At 68.8% G+C, this 11,601-nt stretch carries 13 protein-coding genes; 5 read left to right on the top strand and 8 right to left on the bottom strand.

Annotated elements, in window-relative coordinates:
- Positions 1 to 59: 59 nt before the first annotated feature.
- Positions 60 to 710 carry an HAD family hydrolase gene (locus OO69_RS20700; protein WP_033282217.1) on the bottom strand — a complete coding sequence of 217 codons (651 nt, stop codon included), beginning with the start codon at positions 708 to 710 and terminating at the stop codon, positions 60 to 62.
- A gap of 50 nt (positions 711 to 760) precedes the next feature.
- Here OO69_RS20700 and OO69_RS20695 point away from each other — a divergent pair, with 50 nt between their 5' ends.
- Complete coding sequence (locus OO69_RS20695; RefSeq protein WP_033282216.1) at positions 761 to 1,120, top strand: hypothetical protein; 360 nt, start codon at positions 761 to 763, stop codon at positions 1,118 to 1,120.
- A gap of 1 nt (position 1,121) precedes the next feature.
- A complete protein-coding gene (locus tag OO69_RS20690) occupies positions 1,122 to 1,571 on the top strand; it encodes a hypothetical protein (protein WP_033282215.1) in 450 nt (149 codons plus the stop codon).
- Here OO69_RS20690 and OO69_RS20685 read toward each other — a convergent pair.
- From OO69_RS20685 to OO69_RS20675, 3 genes are all read right to left on the bottom strand, one after another.
- Positions 1,561 to 2,058, bottom strand: coding sequence for a GNAT family N-acetyltransferase (locus tag OO69_RS20685; protein WP_033282214.1), 498 nt, complete (start codon positions 2,056 to 2,058; stop codon positions 1,561 to 1,563). The two genes, OO69_RS20690 and OO69_RS20685, sit on opposite strands and share 11 nt — an antisense overlap.
- A gap of 46 nt (positions 2,059 to 2,104) precedes the next feature.
- The gene (locus OO69_RS20680) at positions 2,105 to 2,611 is read right to left on the bottom strand and encodes a sigma-70 family RNA polymerase sigma factor (RefSeq protein ID WP_033282213.1); all 507 of its coding nucleotides are present in this window, start codon (positions 2,609 to 2,611) and stop codon (positions 2,105 to 2,107) included.
- Positions 2,612 to 2,684: 73 nt separating this feature from the next.
- Positions 2,685 to 3,866 carry a glycerophosphodiester phosphodiesterase gene (locus tag OO69_RS20675; protein ID WP_033282212.1) on the bottom strand — a complete coding sequence of 394 codons (1,182 nt, stop codon included), beginning with the start codon at positions 3,864 to 3,866 and terminating at the stop codon, positions 2,685 to 2,687.
- A 240-nt stretch (positions 3,867 to 4,106) separates the two neighbouring features.
- Between OO69_RS20675 and OO69_RS20670 the strand changes: the two genes are divergently transcribed.
- A complete protein-coding gene (locus OO69_RS20670) occupies positions 4,107 to 4,859 on the top strand; it encodes a lysophospholipid acyltransferase family protein (RefSeq protein WP_078652508.1) in 753 nt (250 codons plus the stop codon).
- A 68-nt stretch (positions 4,860 to 4,927) separates the two neighbouring features.
- Here the strand turns inward: OO69_RS20670 and OO69_RS20665 are convergent, their stop codons facing one another.
- The 4 genes from OO69_RS20665 to argH all read right to left on the bottom strand — a co-directional run bounded on the left by OO69_RS20665 (position 4,928) and on the right by argH (position 9,664).
- The gene (locus tag OO69_RS20665) at positions 4,928 to 6,451 is read right to left on the bottom strand and encodes an MFS transporter (RefSeq protein ID WP_033282210.1); all 1,524 of its coding nucleotides are present in this window, start codon (positions 6,449 to 6,451) and stop codon (positions 4,928 to 4,930) included.
- Complete coding sequence (locus OO69_RS20660) at positions 6,448 to 7,026, bottom strand: TetR/AcrR family transcriptional regulator (protein ID WP_033282209.1); 579 nt, start codon at positions 7,024 to 7,026, stop codon at positions 6,448 to 6,450. Before OO69_RS20660 ends, OO69_RS20665 begins: the two co-directional genes overlap by 4 nt.
- An 81-nt stretch (positions 7,027 to 7,107) precedes the next feature.
- Positions 7,108 to 8,079, bottom strand: coding sequence for an aldo/keto reductase (locus OO69_RS20655; protein WP_033282208.1), 972 nt, complete (start codon positions 8,077 to 8,079; stop codon positions 7,108 to 7,110).
- Between the two features lie 151 nt (positions 8,080 to 8,230).
- Positions 8,231 to 9,664, bottom strand: a complete 1,434-nt coding sequence (gene argH / locus OO69_RS20650) for an argininosuccinate lyase (protein WP_033282207.1) — start codon at positions 9,662 to 9,664, stop codon at positions 8,231 to 8,233.
- A 205-nt stretch (positions 9,665 to 9,869) separates the two neighbouring features.
- Here argH and OO69_RS20645 point away from each other — a divergent pair, with 205 nt between their 5' ends.
- A complete protein-coding gene (locus tag OO69_RS20645) occupies positions 9,870 to 10,721 on the top strand; it encodes a hypothetical protein (protein WP_033282206.1) in 852 nt (283 codons plus the stop codon).
- Positions 10,722 to 10,853: 132 nt separating this feature from the next.
- Positions 10,854 to 11,558 carry a L,D-transpeptidase family protein gene (locus tag OO69_RS53025; RefSeq protein WP_078652506.1) on the top strand — a complete coding sequence of 235 codons (705 nt, stop codon included), beginning with the start codon at positions 10,854 to 10,856 and terminating at the stop codon, positions 11,556 to 11,558.
- Positions 11,559 to 11,601 lie beyond the last annotated feature (43 nt).

The raw sequence follows: 11,601 nt of genomic DNA, 5'->3' as shown, positions 1-11,601 counted from the left end.
CAGACGTACGGTCCTGACAAAGGGCCGCTGTCCGCATCCCGGACAGCGGCGGACGCCCGTCAGCCGCGCACCGAGATCTCCACTCCCCCGTCGCTGACCAGCGCGGACAAGGCTGACAGGTCACTCACAACAAGGTCGGCGTCGAGCTCGTGGGCCTCGTGCGTTGTGGCCAATGCCACGGTGATCATTCCGGCCGCGCGGCCCGCCTGGAGTCCGGCCGGGGCGTCCTCGAAGACGACACAGCGGGCCGGGTCGACGCCCAACTGGCGCGCTGCGAGCAGGTAGGGCTCGGGGTCGGGCTTGCCGCGGGTGACGTCCTCGGCGACCACGAGGGTCTTGGGGAGGATGCCGGCGTAAGCGAGCCGGGCCTCGGCCAGGCGCCGGGTGGCGGAGGTGACGACGGCCCAGCGGTCGGCGGGCAGCGAGTCGAGGAAGTCCCGGGTGCCGGGCAGCAGGGTCGCGCCGCCGTTGGGCACGTCCTCCACCTCCAGCGCCTCGATCCGCGCGACCGCGGCCGGGACGACGTCGGCGGGCAGCAGGTCGGCGGCTATCGCCACGGCGGTCCGCCCGTGCAGTTCGGTCCGCGCGAAGTCCTCGGCCGTGATCCCGAACTCCTGTGCCCACCGGGTCCAGCACCGGCGTACGGATTCGAGGGAGGAGACGAGCGTGCCGTCGTTGTCGAACAGGAGGGCCTCAGCGTGGATCTTCATGTTCCCGACCCTACGGTCACCTGCCGTTTGGCCCGTAATAGGGTCACTCCATGCTTGATGCCCTGACGCTGGCGACCGGTGTCGCCGCGCTGCTGCTCGCCGCCTGGTGCGGGTGGGCGGCCTACCGTGATCAGCCGACCAAGGACTGGCACTTCATCGGCATGGCCGTCGTCACGTTGCTGGCCACGGTCCAACTGGTCGTCGGCATCGTGCAGTTGGCGCGCGGCGAGAAGGCGGAGCAGGGCACCGTGATCTTCGTGGCGTATCTGCTGGGCGCGTTCGCGTCCGTCCCGGCGGCGGGTTTCATGTCCCTGACCGAGCGCACCCGCTGGGGTTCGATCACGGCCGCGGCCGGCGGTGTGGTCCTCGCCGTCCTCGAAGTGCGGCTCTACGACATCTGGGGAAGCTGAGATGACCACCGTGGAAGAGAACACCGTGGAAGAGAAGCCGAAGCGGCTCATCAGCGGGCCCGGCATGCTGCTCGTCTGGTTCTACGGCGTGATGGTCGTCGGCGCGGTCTCCCGCTCCGTCTACCAGATCGCCACCGAGTTCGACCGGGCCCCGCTCGCCTACTCCCTGTCGGCCGTGGCGGGCGTGGTGTACGGATTCATCACGTACTCCCTGATCCGCGGCGGCGAGACGGCCCGCAGGGCGGCACAGGTGTGCTGCGCCGCCGAACTCGCGGGTGTCCTCGTCGTCGGAACGTTGACCGTCATCGACAGCTCGGCGTTCCCGGACGCGACGGTCTGGTCGTACTACGGCGCGGGGTACATCTTCATCCCCGTGCTGCTGCCGCTGTCCGCGCTGTACTGGCTGCGGAAGAACCGCACGGCCGACAGCGCCGACACCGTCACGCCGTAGCGACGTACGCCTCGACCGGCTTCTCCAGGACGATCATCGGTACGCCGTCGTCGCCCTGGGAGGTGCCTACGGTCTCGTAGCCGACGCGGCGGTACAGGCGGAGGTTGCCCTCGCTGCGGTGACCGGTGTGCAGGCGGAACTTCTTGGCGCCGCGCTCCCCGGCGAGGGCCGACTCCGCCGCGCGGAGGAGGCGGGCGCCGATGCCGTGCCCTTGGAGGCGCGGGTGGACGCAGAGTTTGCCGATGGCGGCCGCGCCGTCCTCGGTCACCGTGCCGCGGACCGATCCGACCACCTCCTCGCCCAGCCGGGCGACGAAGACGCAGTCGGAGCCGACCTCGCTCCGGACCGAGTCGAGGCTCTGGACGAGCGGGTCGATGCGGTAGTTGCCGTACAGCGCCGCCTCGCTCTGGAAGCACAGGTACTGCAGCCTGAAGATCTGCTCTGAGTCCTGCTCGGTCGCCACCGAGATGGTCACGCTCATGCCCATGTGCGCACGCCTCCCGCTCACCTGATCGCCACTTGATTCCTCACTCCTATCCCCGTGCTTCGTGGGCCGCAACCTCCGGCGTCAGCAATCGCCTAAGACATCCCAGACATCTGGAACGTTCCGGGCCGAGACTGCCCTGTGAGATACCCAACTCCCCCGCGATCTCGCGGTAGGTGAGGTCCTTGGGCGACAGCAGCGCCTCCATCAGCCGCGGGCAACGACCCGGCAATCGGCGCACCGCGTCGTGCAGCGCGCGATGCCTCGCGGCCGTGATCGCGGTCTGCTCGGGGCCGCGGTCGCTGTCGTCGACGGGCTCGTCGCCGTACGACTGCTCGATGCGGGCGGTACGGCGGGTGCGGCGGGCCTCCGAGCGGACCGCGCGGCGGAGCCAGCGCTGGGGGTCGACCGGGGGGCCGGAGGCGTCGAGGAGCTCCAGGAGGCGGAGCCAGACGGCCTGTTCGAGGTCGCCGGGCTCGGTTCCGGAGGCATATGCCTCGGCCGAGGCCTCGGCGGCGAGCAAGGGGCGCAAGGTGGCGACAAGTTGGTGCGTCATATGCGGCACGACGCGGCCGCCCCGGCACGAGGTTGCCGGGGCGGCCGTCTGTCACTCCAACGGGGCGCGGGGCTCAGCCGTTGACGAAGTCCGCGCGGGCGAGCAGACCGGTGTCGGCGTTGTCGGTGAAGACGCCGTCGATGCCGGTGGCGAAGTAGCGCTTGAAGGCGCCGAACGCGTCGCCGTAGGCGTCCGCGGCCGTGCCCTTGCGGTACTCCAGCGGCAGGAAGGGGTTCTCGTTGCGCATGGTGTAGGGGTGCAGGATGAGGCCCGCCTTGTGCGCGTCGGCGACCAGGGTGGTCTCCTTGTTCAGGCTGCCGTCCGCGTTCTTCGTGATGATCAGGTCGAGCGTCGGGCCGAGGCCGTCCGCGTACTTCGCGATCTCGGCGAGGCCCTTCGGGGTGACCAGGTCGTCGACCGTGCGCGGGTCGCCCTGGTCGATGAAGTCGAAGGGCTGCGTGCCGGTGCCGGACAGCAGCACGACCAGCGGGTTGCCGACGAGCTTGTTGATCTTCGCGATGCTGGTCGGCTCGAAGGACTGGATCAGAACCGGCGAGTTCTTACGGTCCTTGCCGTGCTTGCGCAGGATCGTCGAGAGCAGCTTCTCCATCTCGAACCCGCGCTTGCGGAAGTAGGTGGGGTGCTTCATCTCGGGGTAGATCCAGACCTGCTTGCCGCGCTTACGGGTCTGCTCGTCCTGCCACTTGAGGACCTCTTCGAAGGTGGGGATCTCCCAGCGGCCGTTGTAGAGCATGTTGTGCGGGCGGTTGACCGGGATGCGTTCGATCGCGCGCAGGGTCTTCAGCTCGGCGAGCGTGAAGTCCTCGGTGAACCAGCCGGTCGTGGAGACGCCGTCCAGCAGCTTGGTGGTCTTGCGGCTCGCGAACTCGGGGTGGTCCGCGACGTTCGTCGTGCCGCCGATCTCCGGCTCGTGCCGGCACACCAGGTGGCCGTCCTTGGTGGGGACCAGGTCACCGGCCTCGACGATGTCCGCGCCCAGGTCGAGGGCCAGGTTGTACGAGCCGAAGGTGTGCTCCGGGCGGTAGCCGCTGGTGCCGCGGTGACCGACGATCGTCGGCTTGGGCAGGTCCTTGAGGCCGCCGCCGTGACGGGCCGACGTGGCCTCGGCGGCTCTCGCCGTACCCGCCGGTCCGAGTGCGGCCACTCCCGCGCCGAGTACGGCGGCGCCGAGCAGCGCCCGTCGTCCGGTGCCGTTGGCTCGCTCGTTCGGCCCCTGCGTTCCCTGCGTGTCCATGAAACCTCCTGGCGTCGCCCCGTCGCTGCGCGCCGATCGTAGGTGCGCGTAGATGACGGGCGGGAGACCTCGGCCGGAACACGGCGGTGACGCTGGATGTCGTACCGGCTGGCAGGTTTGACCCGCCGTCACCAAGGAACGCGAGATGCGTCACAACATGGCGGCCCGGTTACGGGACGGTCCTGGCGCGGCACCGCAGGTAAACGTGCGTCAACACTGCGTAAGACCTCGGTGAACCCGATGTGCATTACCCCGGGGGCCGCGAGTATCGTCCTCACCTGCACAGATTTATATCGAACCCCCTTGACACCGGAGGGCCCGTTGTCCCGCTTCGCGCTCATCAAGGCAGTGCTCGGACCGATCATGCGCCTGATGTTCCGCCCCCAGGTGGAGGGAATCGAGCACATCCCGGGAGACGGGCCGGTGATCCTGGCCGGCAACCACCTCACGTTCATCGACTCGATGATCCTTCCGCTGGTCTGCGACCGGCAGGTGCTGTTCATCGGCAAGGACGAGTACGTCACCGGTGAGGGGTTCAAGGGCCGTCTCATGGCCTGGTTCTTCACGGGGGTCGGGATGATCCCGGTGGACCGCGACGGCGCGAACGGCGGGGTCGCGGCCCTGATGACCGGCCGGCGCATCCTGGAGGAGGGCAAGGTCTTCGGGATCTATCCCGAGGGGACGCGGTCGCCCGACGGGCGTCTGTACCGGGGGCGGACCGGGATTGCTCGGCTCACGATGATGACGGGGGCGCCGGTCGTGCCCTTCGCGATGATCGGTACGGACAAGTTGCAGCCGGGTGGGGCGGGGTTTCCTCGGCCGGGGAAGGTGACTGTTCGGTTCGGTGAGGCGATGGAGTTCTCTCGGTATGAGGGGATGGATCGGGACCGGTATGTGTTGCGGGCTGTGACCGACTCTGTGATGACTGAGGTCATGCGGTTGTCGGGGCAGGAGTACGTGGACATGTACGCCACTAAAGCCAAGGCTGCGTAACGCTGTTTTTCGGGTGCGGGTACGTGGGGGCTGGTCGCGCAGTTCCCCGCGCCCCTAAAGGCATCCCTTTAGGCGGCGTTTTCCAGGTTCTGTCCCTTGAGCATGAACCATGCTGCAACTGCCGTTGCCAGTAGGACTGTTGCGCCTACCGCCGATGCCACGCTGAGGCCGCCGACGAAGGCATCTCTCGCCGAGGTCAGCATTTCCTGGGACGCGTGAGACGGCATTCCCGCTGCCGCTTCCACCGCGCCGCCCAGTGACTCGTGCGCACCGCTCGGTGTTCCCGCCGGAGCCGCGAAACCCCTGTACACGCCTGTCACGATCGAGCCGAGTACGGCGATTCCCAGGGCCGCGCCCAACTCGTAGGCCGTTTCCGAGACCGCCGAGGCCGCGCCCGCCTGTTCCTTCGGTACGGAGGACAGGATGACGTCCGCCGTCACCGTGAAGGAGAAGCCGGCGCCTACGCCGACCACCAGGAGGGCGGCGCCCAGGAGTGGGTAGCCGGTCGACTGGTTGAGGGTTGTCAGTACGGCCAGGGACAGGCCCACCGCTGCCAGGCCGCCGGCGACCACCGCTCGGACCGAGTAGCGGCGGGCCACCCTTCCCGCGATCAAACCGGCCGCCACCGCGCCTACGGCGGCGGGGATTTCGGCCAGGCCTGCCTCGAACGGGCCCCTGCCCTGGACCAGTTGAAGGTACTGGGAGAGGAAGAAGACCAGGCCGGACAGGCCGAGGATGGTCAGGAGGTCGGCGAGGACCGCCGCGCTGAAGCCTCGGTTGCGGAACAGGCGCATGTCCAACAGGGGGGCGGGGAGGGTCAGTTGGCGGCGTACGAACCAGTACAGGGCCGCCGCGCCCAGTGCGCCTACCGCGAGTGAGGGCAGCTCGAAGCCGTGGGTCGCGGCCTCCTTCACCGCGTAGACCACTCCGATCACGCCGATCAGGGACAGGACCACGCTGATCAGGTCCCACGGGCCCGGGTTGGGGTTCTTGGACTCGGGGAGGGTTTTGATGCCTACCAGGACCAGGACCGCCATCACGGGCAGGTTGATGAGGAAGACCGAGCCCCACCAGAAGTGTTCGAGGAGGAAGCCGCCCGCCACCGGGCCAACTGCCGTACCCGCGGAGGCTGTTGCGCCCCAGATGCCTACGGCGAGGCTGCGTTCGCGCGGGTCGTGGAAGAGGTTGCGGATCAGGGCGAGGGTGGCGGGCATCAGGGTCGCGCCCGCGACGCCGAGCAGCGCCCGGGCCAGGATCATCAACTCCGGTGTCGTGGCGTAGGCGTTGAGGATCGAGATCGCGCCGAACGCCGTCGCTCCGATCAGCAGGATCTTCTTGCGGCCGATGCGGTCGCCGAGGCTGCCCATCGACACGAGCAGGCCCGCGATGACGAAGGAGTAGACGTCGCCGATCCAGAGGAGTTGGGTGCCGGAGGGCTTCAAGTCCTCGCTGATGTACGGGGTTGCGAGGCCGAGGACGGTCGCGTCCACGGCCACCAGCAGCACGGCGAGCACGAGGACGGAGAGCGCGAGCCAACGGCCCGGGCGCTTCTCCGTCTCCGTCGCGATCGCCGGCCGCAGGGTGCTGGTCATGATTCCTCTCTCTGTGGTGCGTCTTGCGTTTCGTCTCGTCGTAGTGCGCCACCGAGCAGCAGCTCGGCGATCATGCGCGTGAAGTCCTTGGGGGCGCCCTTGCCGCTCTGCACCATCCAGGCACCGGAGGCCAGCAGGCCGAACAGCGCCTCGGTGAGCCAGGCGGGCGTCAGGTCGATGCGGAACTCGCCGTGCTGCTGGCCGCGCCGGAACACGGCGGTGATGCGGTCGTCGATCCGGGCCCAGCCCTCGTGCTGTTCCTCGCCCTCGAACAGCTGGTTCTCGGTATAGAGGAAGGCGAGCAGGCCTGCGGCCGGTTCTACCTCGCGGACGAGCCGTCGTACGGCGTCCTCCGCGTGGCCCTCGTCCAGCCTGGCCGCCTCCAGCGCGGCCTCGCACTCCGCGATGCCGAGCGCCTCCAGGGCCCGTACGAGCGCGTCGCGGCCCGCGAACTGGCGGTGCAGCGTGGCCCGGCTGATCCCGGCCGCCTTGGCGACCTCGTCCATGGTCGCGGTGGATTTACGGGTCAGCAGTGCCGCGGCGGCGCGGAGTACGTGGTCACGGTCGAGAGCCATGAGACAACCATAACCCACATGAGACACTCGCGTCTCACCGTGGGCGCAGCTGTCTCATGGCGAGGGCGGCCGCCAAGAGGCTCAGTGCCAGGGCAGCTGTCCGCGCTTCTCCCAGTACGCGTGCGGGTCCTCGGCCAGTGCGCCGAGGCGGGCCAGCTGGTCGTCGTCCAGGTCCACGACCGCCGCGTGCAGGTTGGAGGCCAGTTGGCCTGCCGTCGCCGCGCCCGAGAGGGCCACGCCCGCCCACGGCTCGCGCAGGATCAGGGCCAGGGCGATCGCGTCCGTGCCGAGTGAGGTCTCTTCGGCTACGGCCTTCAGGGCGTCCGGGGCGTACGGCTCCGCGAGCCTGCCGTTGGCCATGCCCTCCTTGACGATCACCGCGAGGCCGGCGTCGTGGGCCTCCGCCAGGGCCGGGCCCGCCGAGGTCTCCAGGGCGTTGTACGTCGACTGGACGATACGGAAGAGGGGCTCGCCGTCGACCGTCACGGCGAGGGCGGCTCGGATGGCGTCTGCCTGGGCGGGGCCGCTGGTCGAGAAGCCGATGGTCACGCCCGTCGCCGCCAACTCGGCCAGTTTCGCGTGGAGTTCCTTGTCGGTGAGGGCCGGGCTGTCCGGGGTCACCGAGTGGATCTGGTAGAGGTCGAGGCGGTCGCCGAGGAGGTTCGCGGTCTCGGCGCGCTGGCGGTCGTAGGTCTGGACGCTGTGATCCTTGACCTCGTGCGTCTCGGCGTCCGCCGACCAGTCCGCGGTGTAGGTGTAGCCCCACTTGCTGCCGACCACGATGTCGTCCAGGTCGGGGTGGGAATTCAGCCAGTCGGCCAGGAACTCCTCGGAGCGGCCGCAGGAGCGGGCTGCGTCGAAGTAGCGGACGCCTTGGGCGTAGGCGGCGTCCAGGAGTTCGTGGGTTCGGGTGCGGAGGGCTTCTACCGTGCGGTGCTCTCCGAGGTCTTTTTCTCGGCCCAGGTTGATGTAGCCGGGGCGACCTACTGCGGCGAGGCCTAGTCCGATGTGGCTGGTGGGGGTTGTTGCTGTGGCCAGTCGGGCGAAGGGCATCGCGGGCTCCGGTTGGTCGGCTGTGGTGCGGCTGCGACCAACGTAACCCGGGATGACCTTCGCCCCAGAGCTCGGTTTGTGCGGTGGTCTGGCGAGTGCGGGTGCGTCGTGGCTTGTCGCGCAGTTCCCCGCGCCCCTAAAAGACTCGCCCCTACCGCTTGTTCTTAGCAGCGGCCCATTCGTGCTGGGTTTCCAAGTCGCGCTTTACTTCCGCCAGTTGGGTGGCTACCGCGCTTGGGGCCGTGCCGCCTCGGGCGTTGCGGGAGGCTAGGGCTCCGGGGACGTTGAGGACCGAGCGGACCTCGGGGGTGAGGTGGGGGGAGATCTTGGCGAACTGGTCGTCGGTGAGGCCGTCGAGTTCGATGCCCTCGGACTCGGCGACCTTGACGCACTCGCCGGCGACCTCGTGGGCCACCCGGAAGGGGACGCCCCGCCTGACCAGCCACTCTGCGATGTCCGTGGCGAGGGAGAAGCCGGCCGGGGCCAGTTCTTCCATGCGGTCGCGGTGGATGGTGAGGGTGGCCATCATGCCGGTGAACGCCGGGAGCAGGACCTCGAGTTGGTCGATGGAGTCGAAGACCGGCTCCTTGTCCTCCTGGAGGTCGCGGTTGTAGGCCAACGGGAGGGCCTTGAGCGTTGCCATCAGGCCCGTGAGGTTGCCGATCAGCCGGCCGGACTTGCCGCGTGCCAGCTCCGCGATGTCCGGGTTCTTCTTCTGCGGCATGATCGACGAGCCCGTGGAGAACGCGTCGTGCAGGGTCACGAAGGAGAACTCCTTCGTGTTCCAGATGATGATCTCCTCGGCGATCCGGGAGAGGTTCACCCCGATCATCGCCGTGATGAAGGCGAACTCGGCGACGAAGTCACGCGAGGCCGTGCCGTCGATGGAGTTGGCGACCGAGCCGTGCTCGAAGCCGAGGTCCTTCGCCACCGACTCCGGGTCCAGGCCGAGGGAGGAACCCGCGAGCGCGCCCGAGCCGTACGGCGAGACCGCCGTGCGCTCGTCCCACTGGCGCAGGCGTTCCGCGTCCCGGGACAGAGGTTGCACGTGGGCCAGCATGTGGTGGGCGAACAGCACCGGCTGGGCGTGCTGGAGGTGGGTGCGGCCGGGCATCGCCACGTCGGAGTGAGCCTCCGCCAGGCCGACCAGCGCGTCCTGGAGGTCGGCGATGAGGCCGCCGATCGTGCGGGCGTGGTCGCGCAGGTACATCCGGAAGAGGGTCGCGACCTGGTCGTTGCGGGAACGGCCCGCGCGCAGCTTGCCGCCGAGGTCGGGGCCGAGGATCTCCAACAGGCCGCGTTCCAGGGCCGTATGGACGTCCTCGTCGGCGATCGTGCCGACGAGGGAGCCGTCGGCGACGTTCGCTCCGAGCTGGTCCAGGCCCGCGAGCATGCGGTTCAGCTCGTCGTCCGTGAGGAGGTTCGCCTTGTGCAGCACGCGCGCGTGGGCGCGGGAACCGGCGATGTCGTAGGGCGCGAGCCGCCAGTCGAAGTGGACGGACGCGGACAGCTTCGCCAGGGCCTCGGCGGGACCGTCGGCGAAACGACCGCCCCAGAGCCGTACGTCACCGCTGTTGCTGCTCACTTGCGCTGCTCCTCTAAGGCTGTGGATGAGTCGTCGTCACCGCATTATCCGGCATGCATGATTATGCAGAGGCATGCATGTTTCGTCAATTTTAAGAGCCCTTGAACGCCAGCAACCGCTTTCCCGTACCTCTCGCCGAACGCAGGCGCCGCGTTTCCCCCACGAGTCACCCCCTGTTCACCCCTGACCCGAGTGAGGCATTCGCATGTCCAGGGCTCTCCCCAAGTACAACAAGCGTCGCGTCGTGTTCATCGGCGGTGCCGCCGCCGTGGTGCTGTCCGGCGCGGTCATCGCCGGGTCCGCTCTCGCCGGGACGCCGGACAAGAGCAGCACCGCGCAGAGCGCCCGGACGTTGTCCGACCCGGGGACGATCTCCTGCCCCGACGTGAAGTCGCAGCTGCCTGCCGTCCCGGCTTCCGCGCAGGCCGAGGTCGACCGCAACCTCACCCTCCTCGACACCCAGATCGCCGAGGCCAACAAGCGACTCGTCGACACGGTCGGGCAGGGTGGGGCGAACTTCGTCCAGAACGCGATCCTCGGTCCGCTGAAGGACAAGCGCGTGTCCACCATTGACCGGATCGCCATCGCCATCGGGCGTCAGGGCACCAAGCCGACCGGGCTCGACTCGCTGGCCACCTGCGCCCTCAACACCGGCGGGACCGGGACCAACACCGGTACGGATACCGGTGCGACCGACACCGCGACTCCGAGTGCCACGGCGTCCGCCACCGACGCGGCCGGCGGGACGGACACCACCACGGCGGCCGGGACCATCTCGTGCCCCGACGTGAAGTCGCAGCTGCCCGCGGTTCCGGCTTCCGCGCAGGCCGAGGTCGACCGCAACCTCACCCTTCTCGACACCCAGATCGCCGAGGCCAACAAGCGGCTCGTCGACACCGTCGGACAGGGTGGCCCCAACTTCGTCCAGAACGCGATCCTCGGTCCGCTGAAGGACAAGCGCGTGTCCACCATTGACCGGATCGCCATCGCCATCGGGCGTCAGGGCACCAAGCCCTCCGGTCTCGACTCCCTGGCCGCCTGCACGCTCACCAAGTGACGTGACAGGCAGCCGTGGCCGCCCCGATGAACGCCGGCCGGGGCGGCCACGGTCATGCCTGGACCGGATGTGTCTTCCCTGTTCGGCCCAACTGAGCTGCCGTCACCCCGTCCGCGCTCTACCGTCTGAACCATGCGTCCCGGTGTTCTCGCCCTTGCGTCCGCGTCCCTTCTTCTGCTGCTCGGTGCGGTGCCCGCGCATGCGGTGGAGCCTCCGTCGCCCTCGTCGCTCGCGGACACCGGGGGTGGGAGTCAGCTGATCCTGGCGGAGGCGCCGCGTGCCAACTCCACTGCCGGGACGGTGAGTTGGTGGGAGCGGCGGGGTGGGGTGTGGGTCGAGGCCGGTTCTGCCGCTGCTCGGTTCGGGGCGAAGGGGCTCGTTGAGGGTGGGTCCCGTAAGCAGGGGTCCTACACGACTCCCACGGGGTTGTACGACCTGCCGTATGCCTTCGGGATCAAGGCGGCTCCGGGTGGGACCCGCGTCAAGTACCGGCGGGTGGGCGGGAGTTCGTGGTGGTGTGAGGACACTCGGTCTCGGGTCTACAACCGGTGGAGTGAGCCCCTGGCGAGTGATTGCAGGGCGTCCGAGTCCGAGCGGTTGATCTCGTATCCGACCCAGTATGCGTACGGGTTTGTCGTTGGGTTCAACTACGCCAAGCCTGTGAAGGGGCGGGGGGCCGGGATCTTTTTGCATGTCAACGGGCGTGGGGCTACCGCCGGTTGTGTGTCTGTGGCGGGGGATGTGATGCGTCGGCTTCTTGCGTGGGTTGTTCCTGGGCGGGGGCCGCATATTGCTATCGGCACTGTGAGTGGGGCTACGGCTATTGCTCGGTACTGATGCGCGATCGCGTCGTTCAGGTGTCGGTTGTACGGCGGGTGCG

The sequence above is a fragment of the Streptomyces sp. NRRL F-525 genome (assembly GCF_000716605.1).
Classification (GTDB): domain Bacteria; phylum Actinomycetota; class Actinomycetes; order Streptomycetales; family Streptomycetaceae; genus Streptomyces.
Note: the sequence above shows the minus strand (reverse complement) of the source record. Positions and strands in the feature narration are given on the sequence as shown.